The sequence below is a fragment of the Klebsiella sp. JB_Kp042 genome, from assembly GCF_040065275.1.
Lineage (GTDB): Bacteria > Pseudomonadota > Gammaproteobacteria > Enterobacterales > Enterobacteriaceae > Klebsiella > Klebsiella quasipneumoniae.
Genome location: NZ_JBEAJL010000010.1, coordinates 1 through 17,360, shown reverse-complemented (window position 1 = coordinate 17,360; position 17,360 = coordinate 1). Strand labels below are relative to the sequence as shown.

Genomic DNA, 17,360 nt, shown 5'->3' with positions numbered 1-17,360 from the left:
TGAGGAGTTGGTATGAAATTAACCGTATTAGGCGGGGGCGGCGTTCGCTCTGCATTTTTAGCGAAATCTCTGGCCTATAATGCTCACCGCATTGGTTTAACGGAGGTGGTTTTTCTCGATAACTCTGCGGATAATCTGGCGATATTCGGCGAAATTGCCCGCTATGTATTTACGACCATTCGCCCGGATATTCATTTCACGACCACCACCGACCCGGTCGCGGCGCTGCAAAACGCCAATTATATTATTACCACCCTGCGGGTCGGCGGCGATGAAAGCCGCATTCGCGACGAGCGCATTGCGCTGCAACATAACACCCTCGGCCAGGAGACCACCGGTGCCGGCGGCTTCGCGATGGCCATGCGCTCGATCCCGGCGATCCTCGACTATTGCCGGCTGATCGAAGCCCATGCCGCCGAAGACGCCATTCTGTTTAACTTTACCAACCCGTCAGGCCTGGTGACGGAAGCGATCGTCAAGTCCGGCTTTAAGCGTCGGGTCTATGGGATCTGCGATGCGCCTTCCGAGCTGATTCGTGAACTGCCGGCGATCCTCGGCTGTGAGGAGCACGACCTGAGCGTGGAATGCTATGGGCTGAACCATTTCTCCTGGTTTACCCACTTCACCGTGCGCGGGGAAGCGGTGACCGAGCGGCTGATCGCCAGCCCGGCGCTGTACCAGAAGACCGCGATGCAGTACTTCTCACCCGAGCTGGTGCGGCTGTGCGATAACCAGTTACTCAACGAATATCTCTATTATTACTACTATCGCGACGAGGCGCTGAAGGCGATTCAGGGGGCAGGCGAAACGCGCGGGGAGCAGATCGCCCGTATCAATCAGGAGATGCGCCAGGCGCTGCGCACCGTGGATGCCAGAACGCAGCCGGAAGCCGCCTTCAATATCTGGATGCAGCACTACCTGCGCCGGGAAAACAGCTATATGCAGAACGAATCCCGGCAGGAGAAATTTCATACCCGCGAGCCGCTGACGCTGCGGCAGTTTATCGAAGAGCCGGACACCGGCGGCTATGCCGGGGTGGCGCTGGATATTCTGGAAGCGGTGAACAGCACCACCACCAAGCGGATCGTGGTGTCGATCCAGAATAATGGCACGCTCGACTTTTTGCGCCCTGACGACGTGATTGAGATCAGCTGCGACCTGAGCCGGGAGGGCCTCAAGCCGGTCACGCCGACGAAGGTGCCGACGGCGCAGAAGAATATGATTTCCTGCGTGAAAGAGTATGAGCGGCTGGCGGTAGCGGCGATCCTGCAGCAGGATAAGTCGCTGGCGGTGCGGGCGCTGATGGCGCACCCGCTGATCGGTTCCTGGTCGCTGGCGAAAACCCTGGTCGAAGCTTATCTCGACGATAAGCAGTTCGCCGCCTGGCGGTAAATCACTGACCGGACCTGGAGGCGTAGGCCGGGTAAGGCGCAGCCGCCACCCGGCAACATGGCGGCGCGGCGCCTGATATATTGCCCGGCGGCACTGCGCTTAGCGGGGCTAGCTATTGCCAGGTGCGCGGGTAAACCACATCTTCAGTAGCCGCTCAAAGCCTAGGATGCAGTAGCCGAAAAACGGGTTGCTCCAGTAAATATCATCGTCGAACTTCTGCGGATCGTGAATGATAAACGCCGTATCCGCAGCCTGCGCCAGCGGGCTCTGATAATCACCGGTAAAGCAGACCAGGTTGATCTCTTTCCCCTCCAGGGCCTTCACCCAGTTGAGCGCCGAGCTGCTGCGCCCGGATTTAGAAATGATCCAGATGGAGTCGAAGCGAGCGGCGTTTTTCTGCTCAAGGATTTCGTAATCCGGCCACAGCGCCAGGCTGGCATTCACCCCAGTGACGAGAAACTTGTTATAAATATACTGGGCAATCAGCTGCGAAAAGCCGCTGCCGTGGATCAGGACGCGCTGCTGCGCGAGGCTTGCCAGCAGCGGCGTCAGCGCCTCCGCCGGCTGAATGCTCATATAGTCGATATCGTTGGTGACATCGAGCTTCGGCATGGTGATATTGAACTTGATGAAATAGACCAGCTCCAGCCAGCCGCTGAACTTAAGCTTTTTCGCCAACCGCACCAGCGAGGAGGGGTTACTGTAGCACTGCTCCGCCACGGCGCGGATCCCCTGGCGGATACACAGCTCCGGGTCGTTCTGGATAAAGCGCAGCACGGTCATTTCCGTTTTGCTTAGCTTCACGTCACGAAAGATATTTTCTAAGTCCATGGCGGGCTCCTCTCAGCGGCAGCATACGCTATCACCGTTCAGGAATAGCGTCTGCGGCCTGAGTCACCAGACTGAAATGAATGTTACTTTTTGTACAAAAATGGAATAAAAAAACCCTCTCCGCCGAAATGAGGGTGAACAAGGCGAGAATAATGGGGAGGGTGGCGCCGTCGCCCATGATGCCGTAGCCATTTTTCTCTTTGACGGACAAAACAGGATCTTTCATATGGGCACAATTCCCTTGGCGGCACCACAGATGGGTACCGGTTACATTTTTTATCAGCCTTTGCCGCAGGAAGATGAATTAGGTCATTATCAGAATATGTTTCATGTATTTTGCGATCGCGTTAGCCTGAAAAGAGTATGAAAAAGTGTAACTCATGGATTTTGAACGGATTTGTCTCAGACTGTTCTGCAAAGTCCAGTTTTAACAGTAAAAAAGTGCGTTCAGGTATGTGGTAAACGGCTGAAAGTAGCTATAATGCGCCCCGCCTCCATGTAGCAATCGAGGCGCGGAAGATCGTCATCTCCGGTGAGGTGGCTGGACTTCAAATCCAGTTGGGGCCGCCAGCGGTCCCGGGCAGGTTCAACTCCTGTGATCTTCCGCCAGTTTGCCTCTGCTCGCCCACAGCCACGCCCAACCAAACTGAGTCGCAAAACCCATCATCTCAGCCAATCATTTTCATCCAAACCCTGCGTTATTTTGTCTCCTGCAAACCCGTTACACTGACGCAAAGGCCGCGTGTCGTTGCCAACCGAAACAGGAGAGCCATGATGACCCCCGAACTGAGACACTGTTTTTCCATTACCATCCAGGTTGATAAACCGGTGATAGTCTCCCGCAGTCCGCAGACCGGCAAGCGCCAGCTGATCCCGATTCTCGGCGGCAGCGTCTCGGGTCAACTGCGCGGCCACGTGCTGCCCGGCGGCGTCGATAGCCAGATTATCGGGCCCGACGGCACATGCAGGCTATCCGCCCGCTATGCCCTGCAGGTGGAGGAAGGGACGATGTACGTGGAAAACAACGGTATCCGCCGGGTGCCGGCCCACTATCATGACCAACTGTTCGCCGACGATATGCGCTTTTTTAGCACTATTCCGCCGGAAGATATCTATTTTCGCACCGTCCCCACCTTCGAGGTGGATACCCCCGCGCTCAGCTGGCTAACCACCTCGCTGTTTATCTGTGCTGGCGGGCGTACTCAGGATGGGGTGATGCTCGATTTCTATCAGGTGGGCTGATTTTCACTTTCTGCATATAACTGTTATTGCCGTTAACCCGTTTTTCCCCTCCCGGCACCGGTCTACTATCGCGTCATCGCTTTATTCACCCGATTCACAGACCGGAGCAGTTATGAAAGCTATCGCCATTACTCAAGCCGCCGCTGACGGCGACAATATCCCTTTTTTAACCGAGATCGACCTGCCGGTCCCCTCCGCCCACGGGCGTGACCTGCTGGTTGCCGTGAAGGCGGTCTCGGTCAATCCGGTAGACACCAAAGTGCGCGCCGGCTTCCAGGGCGACACGCCGCGGGTGCTGGGCTGGGACGCCGTTGGCGTGGTGCAGTCCGTCGGCGAGGAAGTGACGCTGTTCGCGCCAGGCGATGAGGTCTGGTACGCCGGCGCCCTGGGCCGGGCCGGCAGCAACAGTGAATATCAGCTGGTAGATGAGCGCCTGGTGGCGCACAAACCGCGCACCCTCGATAACGCCTCCGCCGCCGCGCTGCCGCTGACGGCGATCACCGCCTGGGAGCTGCTGTTTCACCGTCTCGGCGTCACGGAAGGCGGCAACGCGGGCGACACGCTGCTGATCGTCGGCGCGGCGGGCGGCGTGGGCTCGATCCTGACCCAGCTGGCCAGTAAACTGACCGCCATGACGGTGATCGGCACCGCCTCGCGTCCGGAGAGTCAACGGTGGGTCCGCGAGGCGGGCGCGCACCATGTTATCGATCACAGCAAGCCGCTCGCCGACGAGCTGGCGCGTATCGGCATCAACGCGGTGACCCATGTCGCCAGCCTGACCAACACCGACCAGCACTTCAACTCGCTGATTGACGCCCTCGCCCCGCAGGGCAAGCTGGCGCTGATTGATGATCCGGAGACCCTGGACGTGGTGCCGCTGAAAGCCAAAAGCCTCTCCCTGCACTGGGAATTTATGTTCACCCGCTCAATGTTTGAGACGGATGACATGATCGCCCAGCATCAGCTGCTGACCCGCGTGGCGGCCCTGATCGACAACCACACGATCAAAACCACCCTCGGCGAACACTACGGCGCCATCACTGCCGACAATCTGCAGAAAGCGCATCGCCAGCTGGAAACCGGACGCGCGGTGGGCAAGATTGTGCTGGAGGGATTTTAAGATGATAACCCTGCTCGCCGTGCTCAAGGCGAAACCAGGCCAAACGGACGCGCTGCGCCAGGCCCTGCAGAAGCTGCTCCTGCCGACGAGACAGGAGCCGGGCAATCTCGACTACGCGCTTTTCCAGCTGCGCGACGCGCCGGACACTTTCTACATGCGCGAAGCGTGGCGTGGGCAAGACGCCCTTGATGCGCATGTAGAGATGCCCTATTTTCAGGCGTTTGTTATGCAGATGGAGCGTCTGCTGGCTGAGCCGCTGCGGCTGGACTACCTGACGGCGATTGAGCCCTAAGCGGACCAGCAGGTGGGGGGCGACAAATCACGCCCTTCGCCTGCCAGGCTCAAAAATTGGCGGGAAGCGGTTGGGCGATAGTCATCAACACCCCGCGGTGGATAATAATATAACCGCCTTTGCGCAGCTCCGACAGAATCGACATAATGCGGCTACGCGACAGGTTGGTACGCCGCTGGATAAACCTTAATACATTGATCTGTCTACGGTACGTCTCCGAATAGACCGCCAGCTCCATTAACAGGATGCGCACCATCTGGTAAGAGTCCACCCCCAGCAGCTCCCGCTCGCGCATGCTCAACACCATCAACCGCTGCGTCAGGATATGGGCCATCTCCTGCCACAGGTTTTTCTCATTCAGGATATTGACCGCAGCCTGATGCGCTATCCAGCGCCCGCTTAAATCCGTCTCAGCAAACAGAGAACTGTGGCGTATATCCGGGAGTCCGTTAAACACGCCATAATTATCAATTAATCCCAATATAGCCGGGGCGAGGACCGTCGATATCACCAGTTGATTTTCCGCAAAGCAAACTGAAGCCACGCCTTCTTCGAGGAGAATGAAGCCGGATTCGCTTTGGGCCAAGGGAAAATGGTAATAGTTTGACTGCGCCAGTTCAAAAGGGGTGCTGACAGGCCGGAACGCGGATAATAAGGATTCCACCGCAGGTAACGGTTTTGTTCGTCGTCCATAAAAAAAAGAGGGTAATGACCGGGAATTCTGGCCGTTGGCGTCAGGTTTCGACATCGTGTTGTGTCATTAAGTCAGGTTGAAGGGCATGATTTTCAGCGGTAATAGTATCAACACGCGCAATCATGAATAAAAACCAAGTCGTTTCCATAATAAAAAGAGTGTAAGCATTATTATCGGCATAAGCGGTTTACCTCGATTTTCCATCACTAAAAAACAATAATTTTCGTAAATATTTATACGGCTTAGCCGCTTAAATGATAAACCAGCCTTATAAATTGCGGCTCCGGCGACTCGCTCGCTTACGCCGTGCCTGATGCCGCTTTCCCCCTCGCATCTCTCCCAGTCCAGGCTACCCTTATCGATGCCACTGACCACCCGCATCCATCTCCCGCTCTATTCGATCAAGAGGTTTCGCTATGCTGATCAACGCTATAGGTACCTACTCCGCCAGCCAGCCGCTGGAATCAATGGCCATCACCCGCCGCGAACCGGGGCCGCAGGATGTGCAGATCGCCATCGCCTACTGCGGCGTCTGCCACTCCGATCTCCACCAGGCGCGATCGGAATGGGCGGGAACGCTCTATCCCTGCGTGCCGGGGCATGAAATTGTGGGCCGGGTCACCGCGGTCGGCGACGCTGTCTCGCGCTACGCCGTCGGCGATCTGGTGGGCGTCGGCTGCATGGTCGATAGCTGCCAACAGTGCGAGGAGTGCGCTGAGGGGCTGGAGAACTACTGCGACCATATGGTGCTGACCTACAACGGACCGACTCAGGACGCGCCGGGCCACACCCTGGGCGGCTATTCACAGCAGATCGTGGTTAAAGAACACTACGTGCTGCGGATAACCCATCCCGAAGCGCAGCTGGCCGCCGTCGCGCCGCTGCTGTGCGCCGGGATCACGACCTACTCGCCGCTGCGCCACTGGCACGCCGGGCCGGGTAAAAAAGTCGGCGTGGTCGGCATCGGCGGCCTTGGGCATATGGGAATCAAGTTGGCCCACGCCATGGGGGCTCACGTGGTGGCTTTTACCACCTCCGAATCCAAGCGTAATGCGGCCAGAGCGCTGGGCGCCGATGAGGTGGTGGTGTCGCGTAACGAAGACGAAATGGCGGCCCACGTCAAAAGCTTCGATTTCATCCTCAACACCGTGGCGGCGCCGCACAATCTCGATGCCTTCACCACGCTGCTGAAACGCGATGGCACCATGACGCTGGTGGGCGCTCCGGCCACGCCGCATCCGTCGCCGGAAGTGTTCAATCTGATCATCCGCCGCCGGTCGATTGCCGGGTCGATGATTGGCGGGATCGCGGAAACTCAGGAGATGCTCGACTTCTGCGCTGAACACGGCATCGTCGCCGATATCGAACTGATCCGCGGGGATGAGATCAACGAAGCCTGGGAAAGAATGGTCAAGGGCGACGTGAAATACCGCTTCGTGATCGACAGCGCGACCCTCGCCGGCTAAGCGCCGCGGCGAAAGGTGCGCCGCCATTCGGTCGGACTGACGCCAAAGCGCGCCTTAAACTGCTGACGCCAGGTGACGGCAGAGAGATAACCCACCGCCTCCGCCACCTGCTCAACCGGCAGATCGCCCGCCTCAAGCAGGCTCTGGCTGCGGCGCAGGCGTTCGGCGGTCAGCCAGTCGGTAATGCTCATCCCGGTCGCCCGGGCGAAGTGGCGGGTCAGGCTGCGGCGGCTCATCGCCACCACCCGCGCCAGCGAATCGAGATTATGCGGCTCGGCAATATGCTGCTGCAGATAATCCAGCAGGCAGTTGATTCGCGCATCGCGGGTGTTTTTCGGCACCGGCTGGGCGATGAACTGCGCCTGGCCGCCCTCGCGGTGCGGTGAAACAATCAGCCGCCGGGCGATCTGGTTGGCCGCGAGGCTGCCGAAACGCTGGCGGATGATGTAGAGGCAACAGTCCAGCGCCGCCGCGGTGCCCGCCGAAGTAATGATCCGCTGGTCGTCGACGTACAGGGCGTTGATATCCAGCCGCACCTGCGGAAACCGGCGCTGAAAATCCTGCTCAAACTCCCAGTGGGTCGCCGCGCGTTTCCCGTCCAGCAGCCCGGCGTAGCCCAGAACGAACGCGCCGAGGCACAGACCGACGATTTCCGCGCCGTTATTCCGGGCCCGCACCAGGCTATCAAGCAGCGCCTGCGGCGGGCGGCGGTCGACCTCGCCCCAGTAAGGCACCACCACGATATCCGCCTGTTCCAGCACGGCGTAATCGCCGCTGGCGTACAGCGCAAAGCCGTCGCGGGCGCGCAGCAGCCCCGGCCGCTCGGCGCAAATGTGCAGGTTAAAGCGTTTGCTTTCAGAGACCGAATCGCCAAACAGCATGCAGGGAACGGCATAATGAAACGGGCTAAAGCCCTCTACGGCAACAATCGCCACGTCGGTGAGTTTCATCGTTCCTTCCCCTTGCGCACGTTAATAAACCACGGTTTCCCCATCCTGCGGGATACACACTACCTCGGCTATCTGATTATCCAGCGCATACTGGCGCATCTCTTCCCGGCTCACCAGGCAGTGGTTGACCGCTTCCATGTGAATCGCCATGATTTTCGCTTCCGGCAGGGTGAAGTGTACGTTCAGGAGATCCTCTTTGCCCATGATAATCGGGCCAAAGCCGATGACGTGGGCGTAGCCGGCGTTGAGGATCACCACGTCCGGGCGCAGCTTCAGCAGGTCGGCTGCAATTTCATCACGCCAGATGGTATCCCCCACCAGCCACAGCGTCTTCTCCTGCGGATGGCGAAACAGCACGCCGCAGGCCTCGCCCAGGCGTTCGGCCATCGCCGGCACCGCGTAGGTGCGATCGCTGCCGTGCTGGCCGGAGGTGGTTTTCAGCAGGCGCACGCCGGCAAATTCGCTGTCTGCCGTCAGCAGGCGGATATCCTGGAAACCCTGGCTGCGCAGCAGCGCGCCGTCGGCTTCGTGCTGGACGAACACCGGCAGGGTTTTCGGGATCGCGGCGATCGCCGCCTCGTCCCAGTGATCGTCATGGGTATGGGTGACGATCACCGCGTCAACGTCGATGATTTTATCGCGGGAAAAAGGCAGCGCCACCAGCGGGTTGCGCAGCTCGCTGCGCGCGGTGCCAGGAAAACCCGGCCAGGCGCCCTTGTCCGCCAGCATCGGATCGATCAGAAACTTTTTCCCGGCGTATTCAATAATCTGGGTCGCGTTACGGATATGGGTGATGTTCATGTTGGCGTTCCTCAGGGGGGTGATTTGACGAACATCGTACTGAGTACCAGCTTGGCGCAATAGGGGCATTTGGGCAAGGTTCGATGAAATCGGGCCAACCTGCGGCGATTGCTATCCGCCTCCGGCTATGTTGTTCTGAAGGCTCCATTTTTGACAGGAGTGGCAGGATGAAGAAAAAACTGACCGCCGCCGATATGCACGACCCGCAGGTCATCGCCGAGACGCCGTGGTTCAGCATGCGCAAGGTGGGTATTGATATCGCCCCCGGCGAGCGCCGCGACTTTTACGCCATTCACTATCCGCGCCCGGCGGTGGGGATTGTGGCCATTCAGGATGAGAAAGTGCTGCTGATTCGCCACTACCGCTACCTGATCGACAAGGTGGTGTGGGCCATTCCGTCAGGCGGCGTTGACGAAGGGGAAGATCCGGCGGCGGCCGCGCTGCGCGAGCTGCGGGAAGAGACCGGCTGGCAGGCGCAACGCGTCGAGGAGATCATGCGCTTCAACCCCTCCTACGGCAGCAGCGACCAGCTGTTTATCACCTGGCTGGCCACCGGTTTACACTGGGTGGGGATGGATGCGGATCAGGATGAAGTGATGGAAACCGGCTGGTTTACCTTTGAGGAGATAAACCAGCTGATCGCCCGCGGCGAAATGCCGGACGGGCTGTCGCTGGTGCCGCTGCTGCAATTGATGGCGCAGCCGCGCACCGGGCAGGCTACGGCTTAAGCATCCGCCAGCGGAACCACAGCTGGGCAACCAGGATCAGCACGCCGCCGATAATCTTCTGCAGCGGCAGCTGTTCGCCATACCACAGCGCGGCGGCAATGACCGTCAGCAGCGGTTCGAGCACCATGATGATCGCCGCGCTGGCCACCGCCGCGTACTTCTGCCCCTTCATCTGCAGACCGAAGCGCAGGCTGGTGGCGATGACAATGCTGGCCACCAGCCAGCCGAAGGTCGGCAGGGTCATCGGCTGGTCCCAGCGTTCAACGGCAGCGGAGAGGGTCAACCCGACAATACCAGTGATCGCCAGCTGCACGGTGGTCAGGGGGATCAGCGGTACTTCACGCGCGCAGCGGCTGGTGTAACAGAACCAGATGGACTGCACCAGCGCCGTCAGCAAAAACCAGCCCTGGCTGGGATGGAAGACTATCGGCATGTGCAGGCTGAGCAGGCCCAGGCCCACCACCGCGATCGGCAGGCACTCCCACCAGGCCCGCGGCGGACGCACCTTCATCATCACCCACGCGGTCAGCGGGACGAACATCATCGACAGGCTCATGATAAACGCCCCTTCGCCGAGCGACGCCGTCGTGGAGACCGAGTAGATCCACAGGCAGAGGTTGAGCGCAAACCATAGCCCGCTGATGATGAGCTTTGGCCAGTGCTGCTTTTGCGGGCGAAACCCGCGGCAAAACGGCAGCAGCAGCAGCGCGGCGAAGAAAAAGCGCAGCCCAAGGAACGCGAATACCGGCATGCCGGCGATCGCCTCGCGGGAAAAAATCCAGCCGCAGGCGGCAATCACCGTCGCGGCAATCAGCAGCAGATCAGCCTGCCGTTGGCGTACCATACGCGCCTCTCCCTGTAAGTTGGCTTACCAGCCCGGCACCGCGCCGCCGTTGAAGATAGTCTCTGCCGCCTTCGCCACCTCCGGCGACTGGTACGACTGCATAAACTCCTTCACGTTTTCCGCGTCTTTATTGTCTTCCCGGGTCACGATGATGTTCACGTAGGGCGAGTTTTTATCTTCGATAAAGATGCCATCGCGAACCGGCGACAGCCCGGTTTGCTGCAGGTAGGTGGTGCTGATGATGGCCACGTCGACTTTAGGATCGTCGAGTACGCGCGGCAGTTGCGCCCCTTCCAGCTCCATAATTTTCAGGTGATGCGGGTTGTCGGTGATATCCACCGCGGTCGGCAGCAGGCCGGTACCGGCTTTGAGGGTTATCAGCTTCTCTTTTTGCAGCAGCAGCAGCGCCCGCCCGAGATTTGTCGGATCGTTGGGGATGGCGATCGTCGCGCCGTCTTTCAGTTCGGCGACTGACTTTATCTTGCGCGAATAGCCGGCCATCGGGAAGACGAAGGTATTGCCTACCGCCACCAGATGGTAGTTATGCGCTTTGTTGTCCTGCTCAAGGAAAGGCCGATGCTGGAAGACGTTGGCGTCCAGATCCCCGGCGTTGGTCGATTCGTTAGGCAACAGCGAGCCGCTGAACCCCACCAGCTCAACCTCCAGACCATACTTCTCTTTGGCCACTTTCTTCGCCACTTCCGCCACATCCTGTTCAGCGCCGTTAATCACGCCGACCTTAATGTGCTTCGCTTCATTACCCTTTTGGTCGCAGCCGACCAGCGCCAGACCCGCCAGCATTACCGCGGCGGCGGCACGTAAACGTAATCTCATCCTCTTCACCCTGTCCGTCCTGACTGTCATTGTTTTTTTCGTGCAAAACTATAGCGACTTTCGGGTGGGGTAATAAACAGCAAACCACGCAACCGGAAATAAAATCATCTTCGCCAGGCGCGAAGCGCTAGCCCCGTCGCCACTCGCCCGGCGTCACGCCATAGCGCATTTTGAAGCGCTTCGAGAAGGACGCCAGCGACTGAAAGCCGCAGCGTTCGGCAATGACCTCGAGGTTGGTCTGACGCTCCAGGCGCAGCAGCCGGGCGGCCAGCGCCATTCGCAGCTGCGACAGCCACGCCTGCGGCGTCAGGTGATAAACGCGGGCAAAATGGCGGGCAAAGGTGGCCCGCGACAGAAAGGCGCGGGCGGCCATGGTTTCCAGCGTCCACGGCTGCTCCGGGGTCGCCATCACCGCCAGCACCGCCGGCATCAGGCGCTCATCGCTCATCAGACGCAGCAGCCCGCCTGGCGGCTGCTGCTCGCCAAGCAGCATGCGCAGCAGCAGCACCAGCAGCGTATCGCCGAGGCTGCGCACGATAGCGCTGCCGCCGGGACGCTGCGCCAGACTTTCGCGGACCAGTATGTTAAGCAACGGCTGCAGCTCCGGGCAGTCTTCGCGCGCATCGGTATGGAGATGGATCAGCGTCGACGCCTCAGTGAACAGCCAGCTGACGTGCGGACCAAAATAGAATTCGCCGCACAGCATCTCCAGCGCCCCCTCCGCCGGGCCGGCGCGCATTTCCGTCACCGTGCCGTTAAAGCGATGCGCCACCGGCAGCACCTGGCCCCACTCCACCAGGCTCTCCATCAGGTGCGGCGAACCGTGCGGCAGGAGGACCACATCTCCCGCGCGCAGGTGATGGGTCTGGCCGCCGACGTTGAGCCGCCCCTCGCCGCGCAGCACCACGTGCCATGGCACCACGCCGCTGCGCATTTGCTGGTGCCCGGCCTGCCAGCGGCCGCCGAAGCGACAGTGCAGGTTCACTTCGCAGCGCGGCGCCAGCAGCGCCAGCAGATGACTGAGACTGTCCATGCTTCTCCTGAGACGATAAGACAAAAAGGTGAGACGAAGACCGCCAGTCTAGCATGCGGCAACCGCCTAAGATGACCCCGATGCCAACACACACCCTCGAAAACAACAGGAGTTAACCATGAGCCGTTTAGCTGATATCCGTGAACAAGACGCCACCGGCAAAGCCGCCGATATTTTCGCCGGGATCAAAAAAGCGATGGGCAAAGTGCCGAATGCCTACCTGGCCATCGGCGGCCACTCGCCGGCCGCGCTGCAGCAGGCGCTGGCGCACAATGCGATGCTACATAAAGGCAGCCTCAGCGCCCAACAGCTGGAAGCCATTAACCTGTCGGTCAGCGAAGCCACCGGCTGTGACTACTGCCTGGCCGCACATACGCTGATGGCGAAAAAAGCCGGCTTCAGCAGCGAACAGATCCACGCCCTGCGCCGCGGGGAGTATGCGGAAGAGGCACAGCTTGATGCGCTGGTGAAATTTGCGCAGACGCTGGTGACCACCACCGGCACGCTGCCGGAAGCCGACGTCGCCGCGCTGCGCAACGCCGGTTTTAGCGACCAGCAGGTGATTGAGATTATCAGCGCCATCAGCGCGATCCTGTTCACCAATATGGTGAACCGGGTTAACGACACGGTGGTCGACTTCCCGAAAGCCGATTAATCCGTCGCGCAGCGCCGGTTTTACAGCCCCAGGTCGCTGAGCCCCGGATGATCGTCCGGGCGACGCCCCTGGGGCCAGTGGAACAGGCGCTCGCTTTCGGCGATCGGCAGGTCGTTGATGCAGGCGTAGCGCGTCTGCATCAGCCCGTGCTGATCAAACTCCCAGTTTTCATTGCCGTACGAGCGAAACCAGTTGCCGCTGTCGTCGCACCACTCATAGGCGAAGCGCACGGCGATGCGATTTTCCTGCCATGCCCACAGCTCCTTAATCAGCCGATATTGCTGCTCCTTACGCCATTTTCGCTGCAGGAATTCGACAATTTGCCCCCTGCCGTGGACAAACTCGCTGCGGTTGCGCCATTCGCTGTCCATGGTGTAGGCCAGAGCGACCTTTTCGGCATCGCGGCTGTTCCAGCCATCTTCCGCAGCGCGGACCTTCTGGATAGCGCTGTCGCGGGTAAACGGCGGTAACGGGGGACGTTGTTCGGTCATGCTGACTCTCCTCTGCGGGCTAATTGCTGCTGCAGGCGCTGATTCTCCTGCTCCAGGTCATGAATACGTTGCTGCAGGTTCTGGCTGTACTCCGCCACCTGCTGCGCGCTGTAGCGCGGCGTAATGTGCTGCGGGCAGTTCCAGTCAAACGCCTGCAGATGAAAAAGAAACAGGCGCTCGATGCGGGCGCGATAGTTGGCCGGCGCCACCTGCGCCAGCAGCGGCGGGTGGTTCTCTGCCGCCACGACCTCGACGGTGGCGTAGATTTTCAGCCTGGCACGGCGCGGATAATCCATCAAAAACAGGCAGGCCCGGTCGCTGCCGCGCAGGTTGCCGGTGGTAATGTACTGACGGTTGCCGCCGAAATCCGCCATCGCCAGGGTGGTATCATCCAGCAGATGCAGAAACCCCGGCGGGCCGCCGCGATGCTGAATGTAGGGCCAGCCGCTCTGCGACACCGTCGCCAGATAAAAGCTGTCGCGGGTGGCGATCATCCCCGCTTCGCTGTCGCCGAAGCGGTCGGCCTGGCGGCGGCTGTGCGGCGTTTGCCACAGCTGGTCGCTGCCCATTTCATGCTGCACATCCATCACGTCCGGGGTGATGGCGATATCGAGAAAGGTTGCTGCCATAGCGCCTCCTGTTGTCTGGCGCCATCATGGACTGTACTGCGAAAAATGATAATACTGGTTTCGTGGCAATCATCTTTCCAAAAATCGGGAGAATAATGGATCGATTAAGCGCGATGGCGCTGCTGGTGAAAGTGACCGAGCTGGGGAGTATGTCGGCGGCGGCGCGGGCGCTGAATATGCCGCTGACCACCGTCAGCCGCCATATCGGCGAGCTGGAGAACGCGCTGGGGGTGCGCCTGCTGGCGCGGACCACCCGCAAACTGACGCTCACCGACGCCGGGGTCGATTATGTCGCTGCCGCGCGGCGGATCCTTGAGGAGGTGGAAAACGCCGAACGCCTGGCGACGGGCGAGTATCAGGAACCGAAAGGCGAGCTGGTGATCTCTGCGCCGACAATGTTTGGACGCCAGCACGTTCTCCCGGTGATCGCTGAATTTATCGCCCGTTACCCGCAGATTCACGTCCGTTTGCTGCTCAGCGATCGTAACGCCGACCTGGTGGGCGACCATATCGATCTGGCGGTGCGGATAGGCGACCTGGCGGACAGCAGCATGGTGGCCACCCGCCTCGGCAGGATGCGCATCGTGGCCTGCGCCCATCCGGCGCTGCTGGCGAAATACGGCGAGCCGCAGCGGCCGCGCGATCTGGCGGCGCTGCCGATCATCCGCATTGAATCGCCGATGCCCTATCGCGGCTGGCGCTTTCGCGCCGCTGAGCGCGAGGACCAGTTGATTAACCTGCCGCCGGCGTTATCGGTCACCACGCCGGAGAGCGCTGCCGATGCCGCGCGGCTGGGGGTGGGCGTAGCTCGCTTACTGCACTATCAGGCGCTGGACGGCCTGCGACAGGGTGAGCTCCGTCTGCTGCTGGAGCGCGTCGAGCCGGAGCCGGCGCCGGTCCATTTGCTGTATACCGCCCGGGACCTGGCGCCGCTTAAGCTGCGAAAATTTATCGATTTTGCCGCGCCGGCGCTGCGTCAGGCGCTGCTGCGCATCGCCGGGGCCGCTTAGTGCGTCGCGGTCTTCAGCGGCGCCTCCTTTAACAGCCAGGAGAGGACAAACGCCACCGCCATAATGCAGGCCGCCATGAGGAACGCCGCGTGGATCGCCGCGCCGAAGGCGTCGAGATAGTCGAGGCGGATATCCGCGGGCAGGTGCTGCACCGCCACCGGATTCATTCCCGGCGGCAGTACCGCGCCTTCCGGCAACAGCTTTTGCAGGTTGCTCTGCAGCACGTGCGTGAACACCGCGCCAAACAGCGCCACGCCGATGGAGCCGCCGATCGAGCGGAACAGGGTCACGCCGGAGGTGGCGACGCCGTAAAGCTTCGCCGGCATCGCGTTCTGTACCGCCAGGACCAGCACCTGCATCACCAGCCCCAGACCGGCCCCCAGCACGCCGGTAAACAGGTACAGCTGCCACAGCGGTGAGTGAATGGTGATCCGGGTCAGCAGCACCATGCCGGTCACGCCAAGCAGGGTACCGAGGATCGGAAACAGGCGATATTTACCGGTACGGCTGATAATCCGCCCGCTGATAATCGAGGTCAGCAGCAGGCCGCCCATCAGGGGGATCAGCTGCAGCCCGGCCTCGGTGGGGGTCGCCTCCTTCACCACCTGCAGATAGAGCGGCAGGAAGGTGACTGATCCAAACAGCGACATGCCGATGACGAAGCCGATCAGACTGCACAGCAGGAAGCTGCGGTTGCGGAACAGCGACAGCGGAATAATCGGCTCGGCGGCCATTCGCTCTTCGTAGATAAAACCGATGACCCCCACGATGCCGAAGGCCAGAATGCACCACAGCTGCGGGTCATTCCACGCATGAACGCTGCCCCCTTCCGAGGTAAACAGGATGATGCACAGCAGCGCCATGCTGAGGTAAATCGCCCCCAGCCAGTCAATCTCATGCTGGCTGCGTTTATTGCTGCTGTGGAATACCGCGCCGATCACCAGCAGCGCGAAGAGGCCCAGCGGCAGGTTGATGTAGAAGATCCAGCGCCAGGAGGCGTGCTGCACCAAAAAGCCGCCGATCAGCGGGCCGATCACCGTCGCCAGGCCAAAAACGCCGCCGAACAGCCCCTGATAGCGGCCACGGCTGGCGGGCGGGATGACGTCGGCCACCGCCGCCATGCTGATGACCATCAGGCCGCCGCCGCCGAGCCCCTGCAGGCCGCGCATCAGCACCAGCTGGGTCATGTTCTGCGCCAGCCCGCAGAGGGCGGAGCCGACAAGAAACAGCCCAATCGCCACCTGCAGCACGATTTTGCGGCCGAACAGATCGCCGAATTTACCGTACAGCGGCACCGCGATGGTGGAGCTGAGGATATAGGCGGTAACCACCCAGGAAAGCTTGTCCAGCCCGCCCAGTTCGCCGACAATCGTCGGCAGCGCGGTGGAGACAATGGTCTGATCCAGCGCGGAGAGGAGCATCACCAGCAGCAAGGCGCTAAACAGCAGGCGTATCGACTGCACCGGTGGGTTCGCGACTTGAGAAGTCATCACAACACTCGCTTGAAATTAATTAAATGCATAATTAATATTTAGTGAAAGAATGAGTCGGGTCAAGAGATCGCCATATCATGACAGCACAAAAGGATCAGGATACCCCCCGCCGCCCGGGGCGGCCGCGCGGTAAAAAACCGGGTACCGCCAACCGCGAACAGCTGATGGACATCGCCCTGACGCTGTTTGCCCGCGACGGCGCGGCCCGCGTGTCGTTGAATGCCATCGCCAAAGAGGCCGGGGTGACGCCGGCGATGCTGCATTACTATTTCAGTTCGCGGGATGCGCTGGTGACGCAGCTGATCGAAGAGCGCTTTATGCCGCTGCGCAACCACATCAGCCGCATCTTTGTCGACCATCCGCAGGACCCGGTGCTGGCGCTGACGATGATGGTCGAGACGCTGGCGCACATGGCGGAGAAAAACGCCTGGTTCGCGCCGCTGTGGATGCATGAGATCATCGGCGAGATGCCGATCCTGCGTCAGCATATGGACGCCCGCTTCGGCGAGGAGCGTTTTCAGGTGATGCTGGAGGCGGTGCGCCGCTGGCAGCAGGAGGGCAAGATTAACCCGGCGCTGTCGCCGGAGCTGCTGTTTACCACGGTGATTAGCCTGGTGCTGGTGCCGTTTTCGCGCATCCACAGCGATCCGCGTTTACAGGCGGTCGACCGCCAGACCATCGTCAGCCACGCGCTGGCGTTAATGGGCCATGGCGTCGGGGGTTAAGGGGTGGTTTTGACGCTTTTGTAGCCCGGATAAGGCGCCACGCGCCGCCATCCGGGATTTTCCCTGCTCGCGCTACGCTTAGCAGGGCTACAGAAATAACGGCACAACCGTAAATTTCCCTGCTCGCACT

The 17,360-nt window shown here is 60.5% G+C and carries 20 protein-coding genes and 1 tRNA gene; 10 read left to right on the top strand and 11 right to left on the bottom strand.

The genetic code is table 11. The features are described from left to right. Positions 1-12 precede the first annotated feature (12 nt). Positions 13-1,392, top strand: coding sequence for a glycoside hydrolase (locus ABLV54_RS02105; RefSeq protein WP_348813563.1), 1,380 nt, complete (start codon positions 13-15; stop codon positions 1,390-1,392). 108 nt (positions 1,393-1,500) lie between these two features. Here the strand turns inward: ABLV54_RS02105 and ABLV54_RS02100 are convergent, their stop codons facing one another. Beyond that, the gene (locus tag ABLV54_RS02100; protein ID WP_050533492.1) at positions 1,501-2,223 is read right to left on the bottom strand and encodes an SIS domain-containing protein; all 723 of its coding nucleotides are present in this window, start codon (positions 2,221-2,223) and stop codon (positions 1,501-1,503) included. A 31-nt stretch (positions 2,224-2,254) separates the two neighbouring features. Then, the gene (locus ABLV54_RS02095) at positions 2,255-2,449 is read right to left on the bottom strand and encodes a hypothetical protein (RefSeq protein WP_044525061.1); all 195 of its coding nucleotides are present in this window, start codon (positions 2,447-2,449) and stop codon (positions 2,255-2,257) included. 288 nt (positions 2,450-2,737) lie between these two features. Here ABLV54_RS02095 and ABLV54_RS02090 point away from each other — a divergent pair. The 4 genes from ABLV54_RS02090 to ABLV54_RS02075 all read left to right on the top strand — a co-directional run bounded on the left by ABLV54_RS02090 (position 2,738) and on the right by ABLV54_RS02075 (position 4,877). Next, positions 2,738-2,832: transfer RNA gene (locus ABLV54_RS02090), tRNA-Sec, on the top strand. A 165-nt stretch (positions 2,833-2,997) separates the two neighbouring features. Further along, positions 2,998-3,465, top strand: a complete 468-nt coding sequence (locus ABLV54_RS02085) for a DUF3237 domain-containing protein (RefSeq protein ID WP_050533625.1) — start codon at positions 2,998-3,000, stop codon at positions 3,463-3,465. Between the two features lie 112 nt (positions 3,466-3,577). After that, positions 3,578-4,585 (top strand): zinc-binding alcohol dehydrogenase family protein, encoded by a 1,008-nt coding sequence (locus ABLV54_RS02080; protein ID WP_050533493.1) that lies wholly within the window; start codon positions 3,578-3,580, stop codon positions 4,583-4,585. Between the two features lies 1 nt (position 4,586). Continuing rightward, positions 4,587-4,877, top strand: coding sequence for a putative quinol monooxygenase (locus tag ABLV54_RS02075; RefSeq protein ID WP_032454386.1), 291 nt, complete (start codon positions 4,587-4,589; stop codon positions 4,875-4,877). Between the two features lie 49 nt (positions 4,878-4,926). Here ABLV54_RS02075 and ABLV54_RS02070 read toward each other — a convergent pair whose 3' ends face one another. Continuing rightward, positions 4,927-5,625 carry a winged helix-turn-helix transcriptional regulator gene (locus ABLV54_RS02070; RefSeq protein ID WP_044525063.1) on the bottom strand — a complete coding sequence of 233 codons (699 nt, stop codon included), beginning with the start codon at positions 5,623-5,625 and terminating at the stop codon, positions 4,927-4,929. A 362-nt stretch (positions 5,626-5,987) separates the two neighbouring features. On the opposite strand from ABLV54_RS02070, the gene ABLV54_RS02065 reads away from it, so the two are divergent. Beyond that, on the top strand, positions 5,988-7,037 hold the full coding sequence (locus ABLV54_RS02065) for an NAD(P)-dependent alcohol dehydrogenase (RefSeq protein WP_044525064.1): 1,050 nt from the start codon (positions 5,988-5,990) through the stop codon (positions 7,035-7,037). Here the strand turns inward: ABLV54_RS02065 and ABLV54_RS02060 are convergent. Next, the gene (locus ABLV54_RS02060; RefSeq protein WP_023291396.1) at positions 7,034-7,987 is read right to left on the bottom strand and encodes a helix-turn-helix domain-containing protein; all 954 of its coding nucleotides are present in this window, start codon (positions 7,985-7,987) and stop codon (positions 7,034-7,036) included. The two genes, ABLV54_RS02065 and ABLV54_RS02060, sit on opposite strands and share 4 nt — an antisense overlap. Before the next feature lie 21 nt (positions 7,988-8,008). Continuing rightward, on the bottom strand, positions 8,009-8,788 hold the full coding sequence (locus ABLV54_RS02055; protein ID WP_050533494.1) for an MBL fold metallo-hydrolase: 780 nt from the start codon (positions 8,786-8,788) through the stop codon (positions 8,009-8,011). A gap of 167 nt (positions 8,789-8,955) precedes the next feature. On the opposite strand from ABLV54_RS02055, the gene ABLV54_RS02050 reads away from it, so the two are divergent. Continuing rightward, positions 8,956-9,516: an NUDIX hydrolase gene (locus ABLV54_RS02050; protein WP_050533495.1), complete on the top strand. Its 561-nt coding sequence runs from the start codon at positions 8,956-8,958 to the stop codon at positions 9,514-9,516. On the opposite strand, the gene ABLV54_RS02045 is transcribed toward ABLV54_RS02050, so the two are convergent. The 3 genes from ABLV54_RS02045 to ABLV54_RS02035 form a co-directional block, all read right to left on the bottom strand. After that, positions 9,506-10,360 carry a DMT family transporter gene (locus ABLV54_RS02045; protein WP_023291399.1) on the bottom strand — a complete coding sequence of 285 codons (855 nt, stop codon included), beginning with the start codon at positions 10,358-10,360 and terminating at the stop codon, positions 9,506-9,508. The two genes, ABLV54_RS02050 and ABLV54_RS02045, sit on opposite strands and share 11 nt — an antisense overlap. Positions 10,361-10,384: 24 nt before the next feature. Further along, a complete protein-coding gene (nlpA, locus tag ABLV54_RS02040) occupies positions 10,385-11,194 on the bottom strand; it encodes a lipoprotein NlpA (RefSeq protein WP_023291400.1) in 810 nt (269 codons plus the stop codon). Positions 11,195-11,321: 127 nt separating this feature from the next. Beyond that, positions 11,322-12,227: an AraC family transcriptional regulator gene (locus ABLV54_RS02035; protein ID WP_023291401.1), complete on the bottom strand. Its 906-nt coding sequence runs from the start codon at positions 12,225-12,227 to the stop codon at positions 11,322-11,324. A gap of 118 nt (positions 12,228-12,345) precedes the next feature. Here ABLV54_RS02035 and ABLV54_RS02030 point away from each other — a divergent pair, with 118 nt between their 5' ends. Beyond that, positions 12,346-12,882, top strand: a complete 537-nt coding sequence (locus ABLV54_RS02030) for a peroxidase-related enzyme (protein WP_032433699.1) — start codon at positions 12,346-12,348, stop codon at positions 12,880-12,882. Between the two features lie 20 nt (positions 12,883-12,902). Here the strand turns inward: ABLV54_RS02030 and ABLV54_RS02025 are convergent, their stop codons facing one another. Both ABLV54_RS02025 and ABLV54_RS02020 read right to left on the bottom strand, forming a co-directional pair. Beyond that, complete coding sequence (locus tag ABLV54_RS02025) at positions 12,903-13,373, bottom strand: nuclear transport factor 2 family protein (RefSeq protein WP_023291403.1); 471 nt, start codon at positions 13,371-13,373, stop codon at positions 12,903-12,905. Next, positions 13,370-14,002, bottom strand: a complete 633-nt coding sequence (locus tag ABLV54_RS02020; RefSeq protein ID WP_048298581.1) for a pyridoxamine 5'-phosphate oxidase family protein — start codon at positions 14,000-14,002, stop codon at positions 13,370-13,372. The genes ABLV54_RS02025 and ABLV54_RS02020 overlap by 4 nt, the downstream gene beginning before the upstream one ends. 95 nt (positions 14,003-14,097) lie before the next feature. Between ABLV54_RS02020 and ABLV54_RS02015 the strand changes: the two genes are divergently transcribed. Continuing rightward, positions 14,098-15,012, top strand: coding sequence for a LysR substrate-binding domain-containing protein (locus ABLV54_RS02015; RefSeq protein WP_050533497.1), 915 nt, complete (start codon positions 14,098-14,100; stop codon positions 15,010-15,012). Here ABLV54_RS02015 and ABLV54_RS02010 read toward each other — a convergent pair. Next, positions 15,009-16,502, bottom strand: a complete 1,494-nt coding sequence (locus ABLV54_RS02010) for an MDR family MFS transporter (RefSeq protein WP_032454395.1) — start codon at positions 16,500-16,502, stop codon at positions 15,009-15,011. The two genes, ABLV54_RS02015 and ABLV54_RS02010, sit on opposite strands and share 4 nt — an antisense overlap. Positions 16,503-16,582: 80 nt before the next feature. Here ABLV54_RS02010 and ABLV54_RS02005 point away from each other — a divergent pair, with 80 nt between their 5' ends. Next, positions 16,583-17,230, top strand: coding sequence for a TetR/AcrR family transcriptional regulator (locus ABLV54_RS02005; RefSeq protein WP_050533498.1), 648 nt, complete (start codon positions 16,583-16,585; stop codon positions 17,228-17,230). Positions 17,231-17,360 lie beyond the last annotated feature (130 nt).

What these genes read in the sequence shown, in the direction of transcription:
- ABLV54_RS02105 (WP_348813563.1), top strand. Translation starts at nt 13, where the DNA reads ATGAAATTAACCGTATTAGGCGGGGGCGGCGTTCGCTCTGCATTTTTA.
- ABLV54_RS02100 (WP_050533492.1), bottom strand. Translation starts at nt 2,223, where the DNA reads ATGGACTTAGAAAATATCTTTCGTGACGTGAAGCTAAGCAAAACGGAA.
- ABLV54_RS02095 (WP_044525061.1), bottom strand. Translation starts at nt 2,449, where the DNA reads ATGAAAGATCCTGTTTTGTCCGTCAAAGAGAAAAATGGCTACGGCATC.
- ABLV54_RS02085 (WP_050533625.1), top strand. Translation starts at nt 2,998, where the DNA reads ATGACCCCCGAACTGAGACACTGTTTTTCCATTACCATCCAGGTTGAT.
- ABLV54_RS02080 (WP_050533493.1), top strand. Translation starts at nt 3,578, where the DNA reads ATGAAAGCTATCGCCATTACTCAAGCCGCCGCTGACGGCGACAATATC.
- ABLV54_RS02075 (WP_032454386.1), top strand. Translation starts at nt 4,587, where the DNA reads ATGATAACCCTGCTCGCCGTGCTCAAGGCGAAACCAGGCCAAACGGAC.
- ABLV54_RS02070 (WP_044525063.1), bottom strand. Translation starts at nt 5,625, where the DNA reads ATGTCGAAACCTGACGCCAACGGCCAGAATTCCCGGTCATTACCCTCT.
- ABLV54_RS02065 (WP_044525064.1), top strand. Translation starts at nt 5,988, where the DNA reads ATGCTGATCAACGCTATAGGTACCTACTCCGCCAGCCAGCCGCTGGAA.
- ABLV54_RS02060 (WP_023291396.1), bottom strand. Translation starts at nt 7,987, where the DNA reads ATGAAACTCACCGACGTGGCGATTGTTGCCGTAGAGGGCTTTAGCCCG.
- ABLV54_RS02055 (WP_050533494.1), bottom strand. Translation starts at nt 8,788, where the DNA reads ATGAACATCACCCATATCCGTAACGCGACCCAGATTATTGAATACGCC.
- ABLV54_RS02050 (WP_050533495.1), top strand. Translation starts at nt 8,956, where the DNA reads ATGAAGAAAAAACTGACCGCCGCCGATATGCACGACCCGCAGGTCATC.
- ABLV54_RS02045 (WP_023291399.1), bottom strand. Translation starts at nt 10,360, where the DNA reads ATGGTACGCCAACGGCAGGCTGATCTGCTGCTGATTGCCGCGACGGTG.
- nlpA (WP_023291400.1), bottom strand. Translation starts at nt 11,194, where the DNA reads ATGAGATTACGTTTACGTGCCGCCGCCGCGGTAATGCTGGCGGGTCTG.
- ABLV54_RS02035 (WP_023291401.1), bottom strand. Translation starts at nt 12,227, where the DNA reads ATGGACAGTCTCAGTCATCTGCTGGCGCTGCTGGCGCCGCGCTGCGAA.
- ABLV54_RS02030 (WP_032433699.1), top strand. Translation starts at nt 12,346, where the DNA reads ATGAGCCGTTTAGCTGATATCCGTGAACAAGACGCCACCGGCAAAGCC.
- ABLV54_RS02025 (WP_023291403.1), bottom strand. Translation starts at nt 13,373, where the DNA reads ATGACCGAACAACGTCCCCCGTTACCGCCGTTTACCCGCGACAGCGCT.
- ABLV54_RS02020 (WP_048298581.1), bottom strand. Translation starts at nt 14,002, where the DNA reads ATGGCAGCAACCTTTCTCGATATCGCCATCACCCCGGACGTGATGGAT.
- ABLV54_RS02015 (WP_050533497.1), top strand. Translation starts at nt 14,098, where the DNA reads ATGGATCGATTAAGCGCGATGGCGCTGCTGGTGAAAGTGACCGAGCTG.
- ABLV54_RS02010 (WP_032454395.1), bottom strand. Translation starts at nt 16,502, where the DNA reads ATGACTTCTCAAGTCGCGAACCCACCGGTGCAGTCGATACGCCTGCTG.
- ABLV54_RS02005 (WP_050533498.1), top strand. Translation starts at nt 16,583, where the DNA reads ATGACAGCACAAAAGGATCAGGATACCCCCCGCCGCCCGGGGCGGCCG.